The organism is Caulobacter sp. CCNWLW153 (assembly GCF_036889365.1).
Lineage (GTDB): Bacteria > Pseudomonadota > Alphaproteobacteria > Caulobacterales > Caulobacteraceae > Caulobacter > Caulobacter radicis.
The window spans coordinates 281,536-298,198 of the sequence record NZ_JBAKFV010000005.1 but is presented as its reverse complement, the minus strand read 5'-3'; the positions used below and the strand labels follow the sequence as shown (position 1 = coordinate 298,198).

Sequence of the window (16,663 nt, the reverse complement as noted above, 5' to 3'; positions counted from 1 at the left end):
CGCAGTTCGACACGCGGCCGGTGTTGTCGTCGGCGCTGAAGGCCTATCACGACAAGGGGTTCGACATCATCACGTCCAAGGACGTGCTGCTGGGGCCAGGCTCGCCGTCTGGGACCTACTCCATCTGCCAGGGCTGCCCGGGCTTCTACGATACGCCCAGCACCCAGCGCGGCGGTGCGTTCGTGGCGACCCGGTATGACGCCGAGGGCGCGCCGGTCGAAGCTGGTTCCTCCAAACCGACCCCATCGGCTACAAGGCGGATCTCAATCTCTACGCCTATGTGGATGGTGACCCACTTAACGCGACCGATCCCAGCGGCGAAAACCCCCTCCTTCTGGTCCTTGCCAAGAAGAAGGCTCAAGATGTGACGGTCGGTACGTTGATCGGCGGCGTGGTGGGGGCTGGATCAGAGGCATTGGCCCAGAAAATTGAGCATGGCCGCATCACTGATCGCCGCGCCGTGCTCAATTCAGGCCTCTCCGGCGCTGGGGCGGGGGGCTTGGGAAGCTTGATAAACCTGGGTGGCCCGGTCGGGCAATTGGCCAAGGGGGCCGCGATGGGTGTTGCGGACAAGTCCATAAAGGCGGGACTTGAGCACCGCGCCCCCACACAAGCAGAGCTGGCGTCAGGCGCAGGGTGGGGAGCTTTAGGCTCGCTGGCCGGCGGTCAAGTCGCCCAGCGCTTGGAGTCTGCAGTGATAAACAAGCTTCAGGAAAATGCAGTATCGCGTGCGAGTAGCGGCAGCCTCAGGGACGCCTTGGAGCTTGGTGGTGTGCTCAGGTGGAGTTCGTCTCCCTCTCAAGCCATCTCCACGGGCGCGGGTGTCTCCGGGTCAACGTTTAGCGATACTGCGACGGGGACGGTTCAAAACATTGTTGAGCCAAAATATCTTAAGGATAATTGATGATGTCTTGGCTGCAATATGGAAAAGTTATTTCCGTATCTGTTGTTGTCCCTGAAGTATTTTGCGCGACATCGTGGTTGTTGGGATTTGACGTGGGCATTGTGAGGGCGGCTTTTGGTGTGTCCGCCATGGGAATATTTATATCGCTATTTTCTGTAATATTGATCGGGTTTCTGGAAATTTTTGGAAATTACAATTATGACAGATTATCTATTTCAACAAGATCGTTTTCCATTGTCTATATTTGGAGTACATTTATTCCGATTCTAATTTCCTTTATACTTTTGTATTCTGTAAATATTCTGAAGCCGGCAAATCAAATGATAAATGCAATTGATGTTTTATATATGGTGTTGGGTCTCTCGCTCGTGGTTCACGTGATCGCATTATTGTTCAAGATGATTTCAATAAGGCGCGCACGCTGACGGCCGGCCGAGGTCGGAGGCGCCGCCTCGATGACCGCGCCCGCGAGCCCAACAAGGCGGCATTGACCCGGCCAGCCGTCGTGGCCCATCGCCGCGCGTCCTCGCGCTTGGCGAACGTCTCGCCTATATAGCGGCCCTTACGGCGGACCTGGGCTCTCCAGGACCCGCAAGGTAGCTTCGTCAACGCGGCCATCCTCGTGTGCGCCATGTGTGCAGACAGCGATCGTAGAGTGGCGACAAGAGGCGTATCGGCGTGTGCAATCGGCGGGTAATCGGATGATCCAACACGTTGAATCTACTAAAAAAGACAAGCAGTTCCAACCGCATAGGTTTTCCGTCGCCCCGATGATGGACTGGAGCGACCGCCATTGCCGGTCGCTGCACCGCGTGCTGTCGTCGCGCGCCCTGCTGTATTCGGAGATGGTCACCACCGGCGCCGTGCTGCACGGCGATCGCGAGCGGCTGCTGGGCTATGACCAGGATCAGCATCCCGTGGCGCTGCAACTTGGCGGGTCCGAGCCGGCCGACCTGGCCGCCGCCGCCCGCATCGGCGAGGACTACGGCTACGACGAGATCAACCTCAATGTCGGCTGCCCGTCCGACCGCGTGCAGAGCGGCCGGTTCGGCGCGTGCCTGATGCGCGAGCCGGACCTAGTGGCCGAGTGCATGGCCGCCATGGCCGCCGCCGTGAAGGTCCCCGTGACGGTCAAGTGCCGCATCGGCGTCGACGACCAGGATCCGGAAGAGGCGCTGTTCACCCTGGTCGACAAGTGCGTCGCCGCTGGCGTCGCCACCTTCATCGTCCACGCCCGCAAGGCCTGGCTGCAGGGCCTGTCGCCGAAGGAAAACCGCGATGTCCCGCCGCTGGACTACCCGCTGGTCTACCGGCTGAAGCGCGAGCGGCCGGAGCTGACCATCTCGATCAACGGCGGCGTGCCCGGCGTCGACGCGGCGCTGGAGCATCTCGAGCACGTCGACGGCGTCATGCTGGGGCGGGCGGCCTATCACGAGGCGGGCCTGCTGGGCGCGGTCGACCGACGGGTGTTCGGGCTCGACCTTCCCGACGTCACGCCCTTCGAGGCCGTCGAGCGCTACCGTCCCTACATCGAGCGCAGCCTGGCCGAGGGCTGGCGCCTGGCCGGGATCACCCGCCACATGCTGGGCCTGTTCCACGGCCTGCCGGGCGCGCGCGCCTGGCGTCGGATCCTCACCGTCGAGGGCGTGGGCGAGGGGGCCGGGATCGAAGTCGTCGACAAGGCCCTGGAAGCCGTCCGTCGCGCCGTCGAGGAGCGCGAGGCCCGTGGCGTCCAGAACACGGTCGAGCCCGCCGCCGGCTGAGCCTTGGGAACTGCCGGGCGGTCTTGCGGGCTCGCCGCCCGAACAGGACTGCAAGGGACTTTCTGAAACCGAGGTCCCGACGACGCCAAGGACCCGGTCGCCCAGGTCGGCGTAACGTACCGGTTCTAGGCCACCAGCGCCGCGCGGATCGCGCCCGACGCCGTCATGGCGTCGGCCGGGGCCAGGAAAACCTGCAATCCGCGTTGACCGCCGTTGATGTAGACGCGCTCAAGCGCGAAGGCCTCGTCCTCGATGGCGGTCGGGACCTTCTTGCGCTGGCCGAACGGGCTGACGCCGCCCACCTTGAAGCCGGTCAGGCGCTCGGCGTCGGCCGGTTTCATCATCGCCGCCGACTTGCCGCCGAAGGCCGCCGCCAGCTTCTTCATGCTGACCTCTCGGTCGGACGGCACGATCACGCAGACCGGCTTGCCGTCGACCTGGGCCATCAGGGTCTTGAGCACCTGGCCGGGATCCACGCCCAGCGCCTCGGCGGCCTGCAGTCCCACGCGCTCGGCATTGGGGTCGTAGTCGTAGGTCGCCACCTCGAAGGCGACCCCGGCCTTGGAAAGCGCCAGGGTGGCGGGCGTGCTCTTGGACATCTGACTTCCCCTCGACTGCGCGGCGGTTGATGGCGCAAAGGCCAGAACAGGTCTAGCAGTCGGGCCAAGTTTTCCGACGGACCGCTCCAAGATGACCCGCGCCGAGATCGAACCCTTCCACGCCATCGGCATCAGCCGCCTGGCGCACCAGCTGAAGGGGGAGGGCGCCTCGATCATCCACATGGAGTTCGGCCAGCCCTCGACCGGCGCGCCGGCGCCGGCCATCGCCCGCGCCCACCAGGTGCTCGACAGCGACGGCATGGGCTATTGGGAAAGCCCGGCGCTGAAGGCCCGCATCGCCCGCCACTACCAGGAGACCTACGGCGTCGCCATCGAGGCCGAGCAGGCGGTCCTGACCTGCGGCGCCTCGCCGGCCCTGGTGCTGGCCCTCTCCAGCGCCTTCACGCCCGGCGACCGCATCGCCCTGGCCCGGCCGGGCTATGTGGCCTATCGCAACAGCCTCAAGGCCCTGCACCTGACGCCGGTGGAGATCGCCTGTGGTCCAGAGAGCCGCTACCAGCTGACCGCCCAGGCCCTGGCCGCCCTCGAACCGGCCCCGGCCGGCGTGATCATCGCCAGTCCCGCCAACCCCACCGGCACGATCATCCCGCCCGACGAACTGGCGGCGATCGCCCAGGTCTGTCGCGAGCGCGGAATCCGCATCGTCTCCGACGAGATCTATCATGGCCTCAGCTACGCCGGCCCGACCCACTCGATGCTGGAGTTCGAGCCGACGGCGCTGATCGTCAACAGCTTCTCCAAGTATTTCAGCATGGTCGGCTGGCGGCTGGGCTGGCTGGTCGCGCCGGCCGACCTCGTCGCCCGCGCCCGCGCCTTCGTCGGCAACCTGTTCCTGACCGCCCCCTCGCTCAGCCAGCACGCGGGCCTGGCGGCCATGGACGCGCGCGAGGAGCTGGAGGGCCATGTCGCGGTCTACCGCGCCAACCGCCAACTGCTGCTCGACGCCCTGCCGTCGCTTGGCCTGACCGCCATCGCCCCGCCGGACGGCGCCTTCTACATCTGGGCCGACATCGGCCACCTGACGGACGACAGTCTGGCCTTCTGCGAGAAGCTGCTGCGCGAGACCGGCGTGGCCACCGCCCCCGGCCTGGACTTCGATCCGGTCGAGGGCCGCCACTTCATCCGCTTCAGTTTCGCGGTCTCGACACAAGAGGTGCGTGAAGCGCTGGAACGCATTCAACCGTGGTTTGCAGCTCAGTCGCGAAATTCCAGATAATGCGTTGACTATCCATTATGTGAGAATAAAGCTGCGCCCGTTCCGGTGATGAAAGGGTGGCGACGGCTGCTCGCGCGGCGTCTCGACCGCCCCGGTACGGGAGGGCGCACCGCCATGGATCCTTTCAACCGCCGCGATTTCCTGCGGACCGCCGCTCTTGCCGGCGCGGTCGCCCCGATGGCCGCCGGGGCCGCCCAGGCCCAGGCCGCGCCCAAGGCGCCGGCCAACCTCGACGCCGAGGGCGTGCGCTGGCTCGACGGCGCGCCGCCCGCCGCCCACGAGGGCCAGACCTTCGGCCTGCCCTGGCCGCGCGGCGCCCAGAAGGCCAAGGCGACCTTCGCCATCGCCGGCGCCAATGGTGAAGCCGTGCCGGTCCAGACCTGGCCGCTGGCCTACTGGCCCGACGGCTCGCTGAAGTGGACCGGCCACGCCATTCCCGCCGACGCCGGCCGCGCCGAGACCCTCAAGATCGTCGCCGGCAAGCCCACCGCGCCCGCCGCCGCCGTCTCGGTGCGCGAGACCGCCGACGCGGTCGAGATCATCAGCGGCGAGCAGTCCTGGACCATCCCGCGCAAGGGCGCCGACATCATCGCCCGCGCCACGGTCGCCGGCCGCGAGACCGTCCGCAACGTGCGCCTGGTGGCCCTGACCCAGGACAAGCCCGACCTCGATAGCGGTCCGGTCACGCAGACCCGCTTCGAGGGCGAGATTGAAAGCCTCGTCGTCGAGCAGAAGGGCCCCGTGCGCGCGGTCGTGAAGCTGGAAGGCAAGCACCGGGGCGCTGGCCGCGCATGGCTGCCCTTCACCCTGCGCCTCTACGTCTATGCCGGCGGCCGCTCGCTGCGGATCATGCACAGCTTCGTCTTCGACGGCGACGAGAACCGCGACTTCATCCGGGGCCTGGGCCTCGTCGGCCAGGCGCCGATGACCGATCCGCTTTACGACCGCCACGTCCGCTTCGCCGGGGAGAACGACGGCGTCTGGGGCGAGGGGATCCGTCCGCTGACCGGCCTGCGCCGCGACCCGGGCAAGGCCTGGCGCGACGCCCAGGTCGCCGGCCAGAAGACCCCGGGGCTGGAGGGCATGGCGCCGACCGTCTCCAAGCGCCTGGACCTGATCCCGGCGTGGGGCGACTTCACCCTCAGCCAGCCCAATTCCGACGGCTTCTCGATCAAGAAGCGCACCAAGCCGGGCCACGGCTGGATCGACGCCATCACCAGCGGCCGGGCCACGGGCCTGGGCTATGTCGGCGGGGCCAGCGGCGGCGTGGCCTTCGCCATGACCGACTTCTGGAAGCGTTGCCCGACGCGCCTGGATATCCGGAACGCCCACACCGAGGCGGCCGAGTTCACGATCTGGCTTTGGTCGCCGGACGCCGCGGCCATGGACCTGCGCTTCTATCACGACGGCCTGGGCATGAACGATCACCCGGCCGAGCGCGAAGGCCTGGAGATCACCTACGAGGACTACGAAAAGAACTGGGGCCGCCCGCTGGGCATCGCCCGCACCAACGAGATCACCCTCTGGGCTCTGCCCGCCACGCCGTCGCGTCCCGACTTCGCGGCCATGGCCGCGCGCCTGCGCGAAACCCCGCGCCTGGTCGCCACGCCCGCTCGGCTGAAGGCGGCCCAGGTGTTCGGCGACTGGAGCCTAGTCGACCGCTCTACCCCGACCCGCCGCGCGCTGGAAGACCAGAACGACGGCCTGCTGGCCTTCTACATGCTCGATGTCGAGCAGCACCGCTGGTACGGCTTCTGGAACCACGGCGACGTCATGCACACCTATGACAGCGACCGTCACGTCTGGCGCTACGACATCGGCGGCTTCGCCTGGGCCAATTCCGAGCTGTCGCCGGATCTCTGGCTATGGCTGTCGTTCGTGCGCTCGGGCCGGGCCGACGTCTTCCGCCTGGCCGAGGCCATGACCCGCCACACCGGCGAGGTCGATGTCTGCCACATCGGCCCCTACCGGGGCCTCGGTACGCGGCATGGCGTGCAGCACTGGGCCGACAGCTCCAAGCAGCCGCGCGTCTCGAACGCCGCCTACCGCCGCTACTACTACTACCTGACCGCCGACGAGCGGGTCGGCGACCTGATGCACGCCCTGATCGACTCCGACGAGAGCCTGACCCGCGTCGACATCGGCCGCAAGCTGCCGGGCGCCCAGCCTTCGCGGCCGCCGGGCGTCGTCGACATGGGCTTCGGCACCAGCTGGAGCGCGTTCGCCGCCGCCTGGCTCACCGAGTGGGAGCGGACGGGGAACAAGCACTGGCGCGACCGCATCGTGGCCGGCATGGACACCATCGCGGCCATGAAGCAGCAGTGGTTCGCCGGCGGCACGGACTTCGACCTCAAGACCGGCAAGTTCCTGGGCAAGGGCGAGACCGTCAGCGTCTCGCACCTCAACGCCGTGTTCGGCGCGGTCGAGGTCCATTCCGAGCTGTTCCAGCTGATCGACAACCCGCGCTACCGCGAGGCCTGGCTCGACTACTGCCAGTTCTACAACGCCTCGGACGCCGAGTTCCGGGCCAAGACCGGCGCGCCGGCCAAGGGCCGCAACCTCAAGGAAGGCCATTCGCGCCTGACCGCCTACGCCGCCTTCCACCGCAAGGATCCGGCCCTGGCCCAGCGGGCCTGGCGCGAATACTTCAGCGGCGACGCGGGCCTGGGCGTCGGCACGATCGCCACCAAGCGCCGCGTCGATGGTCCCGCCGTCATCGAGCCGATGGAGGAGATCCCGCGCATCTCCACCAACGCCAGCTCGCAATGGGGCCTGGCCACCATCCAGAACCTCGCCCTGATCGGCGACGTCCTGGAAGAGGCCCGCGCCAACCTTCCCGCCGCCGGCAAGCGCGGCCAGGACCTGGGCAAGGACACGTTCTAGGGGGTAGCTCAAGACCCTCCCCCTCTGGGGGAGGTGGCCCATAGAGATCCTCCCCCTCCTGGGGGAGGTGGCCCCAAGGGCTGGAGGGGGCGTTTTCAGCTTCCGGTGCGCTGGCCGGTCGCGCGCCCCACCAACACCCGCTTCCCTCGCCCTCGTGGCGAGGGCCCATGCCGGCCGCCGCTCAGATCCCGGCAGAACTCGAAAGGTCTGAGCAGGCTGAACGATGGATCCTCGCCACAAGGGCGAGGAAGGCGTGAGTTGGGTTGGACTTGGAAAGGTGGTCCTGACGGGGATAGAGCAGCGTGGATCTCCGGCGTTCAGCGAAAAGTCTTGAACCAATCCAACGCCTTGCAACTTTCTCAGCCAAACTTATCAGACGCGCCCAGCCCCGGGTCATAATCAAAGCCGTCCCCGCCATGGGGAGGGCTCTTGGCGCCGGCCCAAGCGTGGCGAGGACCGCATCGAGCGGGGCCGCTCGGAGCGTCTTGGGCCAGGCTATTCCGCCGCTTCCAGCATCGCCGGCGGTTCCTGGGCGCCGCCGCGCTGCACGGCCAGCGGCAGACGGACCTGGGCCATCAGGCCCTCGCCGGTGTTGGACAGTTTGATCTCGCCGCCGTGCGCGCGGACGGTGGTGCGCGAGGTGGCCAGGCCCAGGCCCACGCCCTGCTTGGTCGAGGTGCGGGCCGCCACGCTGCGGTAGAACGGCGTGAACACCCGGCCCAGCTCGTCCTCGCTCATGCCCGGGCCCCGGTCGCGGATCTCGGTCACGGCCTCGTCGCCGTCGACATAGAGGCGCACCCGGGCGCTGTCGCCGTACTTTACGGCGTTGTCCACGAGGTTGGTGAACACCCGCTGCAGGCCCAGCACGTCGATCTCGACCTGCGGCGCGGTCCCGGGCTCCAGCACCACGTCGCCGCCGGTGATCTCGGCGTCATCGACCACGCACTCGATCAGCGAGCGCAGGTCGACGTGCTGGCGGGCCCCGGCCTCGGCGCTCTCGCGCATGAAGGCCAGCACCGAATTGATCATCGCCTCCATCTGGTCGATGTCCTGGCCGATCTCGCGGCGCAGGGCGGGCGAGGCGCGCTCCAGGCGGAAACGCATGCGGGTCAGGGGCGTGCGCAGGTCGTGCGAGATAGCCCCGATCATCGCCGTGCGGTCGTTGATGAACCGGGTCAGGCGGGCCTGCATCTGGTTGAAGGCGCGGGCGGCGCGGCCGATCTCGGCCGGGCCGTGGGCGGCCAGCACCGGCGAGGACGGGTCGCGGCCCAGGGCTTCGGCGGCGTCGGCGAAGCCGGCCAGCGGGGCCACCAGCCGGCGGGCGAAGAGGTAGCCGACCGGTCCGACGATGGCGAAAGAGACCAGGAACCACAGCAGCACCCGGCGCTGCCAGCTGTTGGGGAAACCCTCGGGCTTGGGTTGCAGGGTCACCCAGCGGCCGTCGGAGACGCGTACGGCCGCCACGAAGTCGCCCTCTATATAGGGCGCGGGCGCCAGGCCGAATAGGCCGCGGGCGACGGGGGCGGGCAGGGCGCGACCCTGCGGCTGGGGCTTGGCCTGGGCGACGACGGGCTTTGGCGCGGCGGCGGGGGCGGCCAGGCGCGGGGCGGCGGCCACGGCCTCGACGACCGGCTTGGCGCGCGGCGTCAGCGGCGGCGGGGTCGCGACGGTATGGGTCGCTATCGGCTCGGGTGGAGGCGGGGGCGGCGGCGCGGGGGCGGTCACCGGCTCGCGCGGCTCGGACACGGCCACGAAGGTCGAGGTGCGGAACGGGGCGGTGAACAGCGGATCCGACGACAGCCGTTGCGGCAGGCGCGGGATCACGCGCGGCGGGCCGGCCATGGCCGCGCCGGCGCCGTCGGGACGGGCGCCCTGGAAGGCCTGGCCCGGTCGTGAGGGACGCGCATCGCCGATCGCGCCGCCTGGAGGACGAAAGTCGGGGCGCGTCGCTCCCGGCGGTCCTCGTCCCGGACGCCAGGTACCGCCGGACATCGGTATACTGGGCGTGGCGGTGATGGGAATACCCACCGAGCCGGGGCCGACCGAGGGGCGCATGCCCGGCATCGGCGGGCGCTGGAACCCGCCGGGACCGGTCATCGGCTGGGCCTGAGCGTACGACGTGAACAGGAAGGTCAGGGGCGAGGGAGCGGCGTCGGCGCGCTGGCGCGGGGCGCCGCCGCCGGCGCCGGCGAACGGCGGCGGGGCGTAGAACAGCAGCCGCACGTCGTCGGGATCGGCGTTCAGCAGCCGGGCAAGGTCGGCGCTCGACCGCTCCGAGGCGACCCAGCCGGGACTGTTCAGGCTCGGCGGCTCGTCCTCGACCGTGCGCACCAGGGGGCGGCTGGAGCCGGTGTCGATGGCGGCGCCCTTCAGGCCGGCGGCGATGTCGGCCAGGCTGTGCTGTTCGGGCGGCTTGGGCGGCAGCAGCAGGGTCAGGGCCAGGGTGGCCAGCTGGGCGACCACCAGGCTGCCGACCAGCAGGCAGACGATGCGCAGGGCGATCGGCGCGTCGGGGCGGCGCAGCTGGGCGATCAGGCGCTTCATTCGATCACGACCTTGGCGTCCAGCACGTAGCCGACGCCGCGATAGGTCTTGATCAGTTCCTGGTCGCTCTGGGCCTCGATCTTGCGGCGCAGGCGGCTGATGTGCAGGTCGACGCCCCGGCCCACCGTTTCGGCGGCCTCGCCGCGGATGACGGTCAGCAGGTCCTCGCGCGACACCACCGAGCGGGCGTTGTCGAGCAGCAGCGAAAGGATGGCCAGCTCGCCCCGCGTCAGCAGCAGCAGCATGCCGCCCGGCGCCGTCAGCTGCCGGGCCGAAAGGTCGAGCCGGAAGCCGGCGAAAGCGTAGGTGTTGCGCTTGGGATTGCGGCCCTGCGGGCCGGCGGCGGCCCGGCGGCGCATCAGGGCCTTGACCCGGGCCAGGAGCTCACGCGGTGGGATCGGCTTGACGACATAGTCGTCGGCGCCCAGCTCGAGGCCCAGGATCCGATCGACGGCCTCGCCCATGGCGCTGAGCATCAGGATCGCGGGGCCATCGGGGCGGGCCAGCTGGCGGCACAGCGAAAGTCCGTCCTCGCCGGGCAGGTTGACGTCCAGCACCACGACGTCGACGGCGTGGGTCTCCAGGATCTCGCGGGCGGCCTCGACGGCGCCGGCCTGGCGCACGGCATAGCCCTGGGCGCCGAGATAGGCGGCCATCTCGCGGCGCAGGACGTCGTCGTCCTCCACGAGCAGGACGGTCGCGGTCTCGGTGATCGAGGCGTCGGGGGTCATCGGCTCCCGGTTATGACATGGCGAGGGCGTCCGCGTCCCGAGCGCGGGCTGGGCTAGCGGGCGGCGGCGCGCGTCATGACGTCGCGGCGGCGCCTGGGGGGCGCCTGGTGGGGCGACCGGCGCGGGAGGCGGGCTCAAGGTTCCGCTCCATGGTTGCGGCGCGGACATGCCTCTTCGATTCGAACGCCCGGCGATGACCGCCGAAAAGTACGGAATCGTTGCGGATCCAGGCCCATGGACCAGCTTTGCCGGTGTAACGCGTCTGCAATTTGTCGCTATGTATCCGCCTTGTATCGTTCGGCGCGGCGGCCGATACGGCAGCGCCGGACTTGCGGAAGTTAGGCGGGCCGCTACCACAGGACATCGCGCGGAGCACAGGGCGCGGAGGGCCGAGCGGAGCGCATGAGCGACATCACCATCGTCGATATCGCCAAGCAGGCGGGCGTCTCGATCAAGACGGTGTCGCGCGTCATCAACCGCGAGGAGGGCGTGGGTCCGGCTACCCGCGCGCGGGTCGAGGACCTGATCGAAAAGCTCGGCTATCGGCCCAACGTCTCGGCCCGCTCGCTGTCCAGCCGCCGCAGCTACCTGATCGGCGTCGTCTTCATGCGGGTCGGCGCCTATCACTATGTCGGCGAGGTCCAGGTCGGGGCCATGCGCGCCTGCCGCCGGGCCGGCTATCACATGGTCATCGAGCAGGTCGACGATCCGGGGCAGGCGAGGGGGCCGGGCCTGGAGCAAGCCCTGAAGGCCGGCCGCTTCGATGGTCTCGTGCTGACCCCGCCCGTCTGCGACGACCCCGAGATCCTGGCGATCATCGAGGCCCAGGGGCTCTCTTACGTGCGCGTCGCCCCCGACCGCGACTTCGGCCGCTCGCCCTACGTCTTCATGGACGACCAGCAGGCGGCCCACGACATGACGGCCCGCCTCTGGGATCTGGGTCATCGCCGCATCGGCTTCATCGATGGGCCCGCCGATCACGGCTCGGCCCGCCGTCGCCGCGAGGGTTACATGACCGCCATGGCCGAGCGCGGCCAGCGGGTGAAGCCCGAATGGATCGCGCCCGGCGATTTCATGCCGCTGTCGGGCCTGGAGGCGGGCGACCGGTTGCTGGGCCTGACCGAACCGCCGACCGCGATCTTCGCCGCCAACGACTCCATGGCCATGGGCGTGCTGTCGGCGGCCTCGAAGCGAGGGCTCTCCGTGCCGAGCGATCTCTCGGTGGTCGGCTTCGACGACGGTCCGCTGGCGGAGTCGTCCTGGCCGGGCCTGACCACGGTGCACCAGCCGATCGCCGAGATGGCCGAGGCGGCGACCGAAATGCTGATCGAAGGATTCGGCGACCCCCGCTTCCGCAGCCGCACGGCCGCTCGGCAGCTCGACTATCACATCGTCGAGCGCGGATCCTCGACCTCACGCTAGCGGTAACTCGCGGACGGGTTGAGGTGTATTGTGCGGTTCACGTCGCACATTCAGGCAATTATTATCTCCATTAATCTTCCATTTTCGGCATGAAAATCTAGACAGCGGTGTCTTTTGAAAACGGCATAGACAACGTTGTCGTATCGTGGTGTCAATTTACAACAACGTTGTCGTCGTCGGGACATTCCGAGGCGGAACGGTGCTCAAACCCCGGGACAAGGGGTGGAGGAAACATCGCCCGACGTCCGCCGCGGCGCCGGGATCCTGGCTGGAACGACGCGTCAGCGCCGCCCTCCGGTCCGCGCAGGAAAGGGGAAACACATGCGCACCATGCTACTTTCGTCGGCCGCCCTGGCGGTCGTGTGCTTCAACGCGCCCGCAGCCTTCGCCCAGGACGCTCCGGTGGCGCTGGACGAAGTGGTCATCACCGCCCAGCGGCGCAGCGAGAACCTGCAGAAGACGCCGCTGACCGTCTCGGCCGTCACCGGCGACAAGCTGGAGGCCCAAGGGGTCAAGACCGTGGTCGACCTGGCCAGCCAGGTTCCGGCCCTGCAGATCACCTCCAGCGGCTCGGGCGCGGCCCAGGTCTTCCTGCGCGGCATCGGCAGCACCAACACCACCGAGGTCGGCGACCCGGCCGTCGCCTACCATATCGACGGCATCTACCAGGCCCGTTCGACCTCGGTCGGCGCGCTGTTCTACGACATCGACCGGGTGGAAGTGCTGCGCGGCCCGCAGGGCACGCTGTACGGCCGCAACGCCACGGCCGGCGCCATCAACGTCATCACCAAGAAGCCGGTGCTGGGCGAGTACGAGGGCGCGGGCTCGATCGAGGTCGGCAACTACAACGCCGTCACCACCTCGGGCCTGATCAACGTGCCGATCGGTGACACCGTGGCCGTGCGCGCCTCGTTCCAGCAGAGCCGCCACGACGGCTACGTCAACGCCATCAACCAGGGACCCGGCACCGGCGGCAACGACCGCTACGACCAGGACGACAAGTCGGCCCGCGTGCGGGTGCTGTGGAAGCCCAGCGACAACTTCTCGCTGATCCTCAACGCCGACTACCTGCACCAGGGCGGCGCGGGCGGCGGCGACGGCACCTACGGCACCAGCCGCGTCACCGGCGACCCGTGGAGCTGCTACTGCTCGACCAACCTCTATCGCAACAACCGCTTCTTCAGCACCGGCGCCGAGGCCAACTGGGACCTGGGCTTCGCCAACCTGACCTATCTGGTCGGCTACAACTTCTCCAAGCTCGACCGCACCGGCGAGAACGCCAGCACCGGCGCGCCGAACTACTTCCTGGGCAAGGACTACACCTGGTCGCACGAACTGCGCCTGGGCGGCGACACCGGCAAGTTGAAGTGGGTGGTCGGCCTCTATCGCTTCACCGAGGACAACAACGTCGACTTCCGCGTCTTCCTGGCGGCCAATTCGTACCTGTCGTTCATCCAGCCGGAGATCACGGCCGAGAGCATCGCCGTCTTCGGCCAGACGACCTACGAGGTCACCGACCGGTTCCGGGTCACCGGCGGCCTGCGCTACACCGAGGACAAGAAGGGCCGGGTGGGCGGCACCTACCTGACCAACTCCGCCGGCGCGATCGTCTCGACGGTGGTGGCCAACGTCGCCGACGCCAAGTGGGACGCCACCAACTGGAAGATCGGCGCCGACTTCGACCTGACCTCGACCTCGATGCTCTATGCCAACGTCGCCACCGGCTACAAGGCGGGCGGCTATTACGACGGCATCGCCGACAACGTCTACGCGCCGGAGAAGATCACCTCCTACGAAGCCGGCGTGAAGAACCGCTTCCTCGACAACCGCCTGCAGGTGAACGCCACGGCGTTCCTCTACGACTACCGCGACTTCCAGGTCAGCGCCCTGGGCACCATCGGCGGCCAGGACGCCACGGTCACCCTGAACGCCGACAAGGCCAAGATCTACGGCCTGGAGTTCGAGACCAACCTGGCGATCACCGAGCATGACCGGATCGACGCCACCCTGGGCTGGCTGCACGCCGAGTACACCGACTTCGTGCTGCCGCGCGGGGACTCGTTCTCGAACAACAACGCCAACGCCGCGGTGGCGGCCTGCTACACGGCCAACTATGCGGCGGCGGCTCCGCGTTCGACCGACTTCTCGGGCTGCCGCATGGCTCGCACGCCCGAGTGGACCTTCAACCTGGGCTACCAGCACATCTGGGAGCCCAGCTTCGGCGGCACCCTGACGGGCCGGATCCAGACCCACTACGAGACCAGCAAGAACCTCGAGTACCACGGCTTCGCGCAGAACAAGGAAGGCGCCTTCACCAAGACGGACGTCAGCCTGACCTACGCCAGCCCCGACGATCGCTGGACCCTGCAGGGCTTCGTCCGCAACCTCGAGGACGACGACGTGCGCACCGCCTCGGCGCCGAACTCGACCACGGGCCTGGCCACCAACGGCGCCGGCGAATTCTACGCCCCGCCGCGCACCTACGGCCTGCGCCTCGGCGTGACCTTCTAACCTCCTCACTCCCCCTCGCGCCCGACGGATCCTGCCCGTCGGGCGCATCTTTGTTTCTTGTGTAGCCAAGAGAGTTTAGCCGATGATCCTCACACGACGCCTTCTGCTCCTGGCTGCCTCCGCGACAGTGCTCGGCGGCGGCGCCCACGCCGCGCCCAAGCAGCCCGAGCTGGGCATGCGCGACGGCAAGACGATCACCGTCGACGGCCTGAAGTTCCGCGACCTCGACCGCGACGGAAAGCTCGCGCCCTATGAGGACTGGCGGCTTTCTCCGGAAGCCCGCGCCGCCGACCTGACCGCGCGCATGACGCTGGACGAGAAGGCCGGCCAGATGATGCACGGCACCCTGCCGGCGACCGGCCCGATGGGCGTGGCCGGGATCGGCTCGGGCTACGACATGGCCAAGGCCACGCCCTTGGTCGTGGACCGTCACGTCACCACCTTCATCACCCGCCTGGCCGGGGCTCCCAGCTTCCTGGCGCAGCAGAACAACGCCATCCAGGCGATCGCCGAGAAGGGCCGCCTGGGCGTGCCGGCGACGATCAGCACCGACCCGCGTCACCACTTCCAGTTCACGGCCGGCGCCAGCGTCGCGCCCGGCGGCTTCTCGCAGTGGCCCGAGGCCCCGGGCCTGGCCGCGATCGGCGACGCCGCCCTGACCAGGCGCTTCGGCGACATCGCCCGCCAGGAGTACCGCGCCGTCGGCATCCATCAGGCCCTGTCGCCGATGGCCGACCTGTCGACCGAACCGCGCTGGTCGCGCACGAACGGCACCTTCGGCGAGGACGCCGATCTGGTCGGCAAGATGACCAAGGCCTATGTCCAGGGCTTCCAGGGCGGCGACAAGGGCCTCGCGACCGGCGGCGTGTCGGCCGTGGTCAAGCACTGGGTCGGCTACGGCGCCTCGGCCAAGGGCTTCGACGGCCACAACAGCTACGGCCGTTACGCCGTCTTTCCCAAGGGCCAGTTCGACCTGCACGTGAAGCCGTTCGACGAGGCCTTTGCGGCCGGCGTCGTCGGGGTCATGCCGACCTACGCCATCCTTCAGGACGTCGCCCTGGACGGTAAGCCGCTGGAGCCGGTCGCCGCCGGCTTCTCCAAGCAGCTGCTGACCGACCTGCTGCGCGGCAAGCATGGCTTCAACGGGATCGTGCTGTCCGACTGGGCCATCACCAACGACTGCGGCGACACCTGTCGCAACGGCTTTCCGGCTGGCGTGACCCCCAGCTTCGAGGGGTTTTCCACGGCCTGGGGTGTCGAGGACCTGGTCAAGGTCGACCGCTACGCCAAGGGCGTGAACGCGGGCCTCGACCAATTCGGCGGCGTCGAGGACACGGCCGAGCTGGTTCAGGCCGTGAAGGCCGGGAAGATCACCGAAAGCCGCATCGACGAGTCCGTGAAGCGCATCCTGCTGGTCAAGTTCGAGCAGGGGCTGTTCGAGAACCCCTATGTCGACCCCAAGGCCGCCGACGCCATCGCCGGCGCCGAGGCCTTCGTCGCTGAGGGCAGGGCGGCCCAGAGCGCGGCCCTGACGCTGCTGGAGAACAAGAACGGCCTGCTGCCGCTGAAGGCCGCCGGCCGCAAGGTCTGGCTCAAGGGCGTCTCGCCCGACGTCGCCAAGGCCTACGGCCTGACGCCGGTGACCGACCTGGCCCAGGCGGACCTGGCCATCCTCCGGGTCGAGACGCCGTTCGAGACCCTGCACCCGAACTACACCTTCGGGGTGCGCCAGCACGAGGGCGATCTGTCGTTCAAGGACGGCGCGGCCGACTACGAGGCCATCAAGGCCGCCTCGGCCAAGGTCCCGACCATCGTCAGCGTCTATCTCGACCGTCCGGCCATCCTGACCAATGTCCGCGACAAGGCCGCCGCCCTGGTCGGCGACTTCGGCTCCAGCGACGAGGCGCTGCTCGATGCGTTGACCGGAAAGGCCAAGGCGCGCGGCAAGCTTCCGTTCGAGCTGCCCTCGTCGATGGCCGCCGTCGAAGCCCAGGCCGAAGACGCGCCGCACGACAGCGAAAAGCCGCTCTACCCGATCCACTACGGCCTGACCTACTAGGGGGACCGCC

The 16,663-nt window shown here is 68.5% G+C and carries 11 protein-coding genes; 8 read left to right on the top strand and 3 right to left on the bottom strand.

The genetic code is table 11. From position 1 onward, the window contains the following. Positions 1-244: 244 nt before the first annotated feature. The 3 genes from V6S85_RS26565 (at position 245) to dusA (ending at position 2,667) form a co-directional block, all read left to right on the top strand. On the top strand, positions 245-904 hold the full coding sequence (locus V6S85_RS26565) for a hypothetical protein (protein ID WP_442885655.1): 660 nt from the start codon (positions 245-247) through the stop codon (positions 902-904). Then, a complete protein-coding gene (locus V6S85_RS10625) occupies positions 904-1,329 on the top strand; it encodes a hypothetical protein (RefSeq protein WP_334348916.1) in 426 nt (141 codons plus the stop codon). The genes V6S85_RS26565 and V6S85_RS10625 overlap by 1 nt, the downstream gene beginning before the upstream one ends. A gap of 276 nt (positions 1,330-1,605) precedes the next feature. Next, positions 1,606-2,667, top strand: coding sequence for a tRNA dihydrouridine(20/20a) synthase DusA (gene dusA / locus V6S85_RS10620; protein ID WP_334348915.1), 1,062 nt, complete (start codon positions 1,606-1,608; stop codon positions 2,665-2,667). 125 nt (positions 2,668-2,792) lie between these two features. Here dusA and ybaK read toward each other — a convergent pair whose 3' ends face one another. Then, complete coding sequence (gene ybaK / locus V6S85_RS10615; RefSeq protein ID WP_334348914.1) at positions 2,793-3,266, bottom strand: Cys-tRNA(Pro) deacylase; 474 nt, start codon at positions 3,264-3,266, stop codon at positions 2,793-2,795. Between the two features lie 91 nt (positions 3,267-3,357). Between ybaK and V6S85_RS10610 the strand changes: the two genes are divergently transcribed. Together V6S85_RS10610 and V6S85_RS10605 are read left to right on the top strand one after the other, a co-directional pair. Then, positions 3,358-4,503 (top strand): pyridoxal phosphate-dependent aminotransferase, encoded by a 1,146-nt coding sequence (locus tag V6S85_RS10610; protein ID WP_116563985.1) that lies wholly within the window; start codon positions 3,358-3,360, stop codon positions 4,501-4,503. Positions 4,504-4,617: 114 nt separating this feature from the next. After that, a complete protein-coding gene (locus V6S85_RS10605; protein ID WP_334348913.1) occupies positions 4,618-7,386 on the top strand; it encodes an exo-rhamnogalacturonan lyase family protein in 2,769 nt (922 codons plus the stop codon). 495 nt (positions 7,387-7,881) lie between these two features. Here the strand turns inward: V6S85_RS10605 and V6S85_RS10600 are convergent, their stop codons facing one another. Beyond that, on the bottom strand, positions 7,882-9,930 hold the full coding sequence (locus tag V6S85_RS10600) for an ATP-binding protein (RefSeq protein ID WP_334348912.1): 2,049 nt from the start codon (positions 9,928-9,930) through the stop codon (positions 7,882-7,884). Beyond that, positions 9,927-10,661: a response regulator gene (locus tag V6S85_RS10595; protein WP_116563982.1), complete on the bottom strand. Its 735-nt coding sequence runs from the start codon at positions 10,659-10,661 to the stop codon at positions 9,927-9,929. Before V6S85_RS10595 ends, V6S85_RS10600 begins: the two co-directional genes overlap by 4 nt. 402 nt (positions 10,662-11,063) lie before the next feature. Between V6S85_RS10595 and V6S85_RS10590 the strand changes: the two genes are divergently transcribed. The 3 genes from V6S85_RS10590 (at position 11,064) to V6S85_RS10580 (ending at position 16,653) form a co-directional block, all read left to right on the top strand. Continuing rightward, positions 11,064-12,083, top strand: coding sequence for a LacI family DNA-binding transcriptional regulator (locus tag V6S85_RS10590; protein WP_334348911.1), 1,020 nt, complete (start codon positions 11,064-11,066; stop codon positions 12,081-12,083). Positions 12,084-12,404: 321 nt separating this feature from the next. Further along, positions 12,405-14,594: a TonB-dependent receptor gene (locus V6S85_RS10585; RefSeq protein ID WP_334348910.1), complete on the top strand. Its 2,190-nt coding sequence runs from the start codon at positions 12,405-12,407 to the stop codon at positions 14,592-14,594. Positions 14,595-14,676: 82 nt separating this feature from the next. Further along, positions 14,677-16,653 carry a glycoside hydrolase family 3 protein gene (locus V6S85_RS10580; protein ID WP_334348909.1) on the top strand — a complete coding sequence of 659 codons (1,977 nt, stop codon included), beginning with the start codon at positions 14,677-14,679 and terminating at the stop codon, positions 16,651-16,653. Positions 16,654-16,663: the final 10 nt, after the last annotated feature.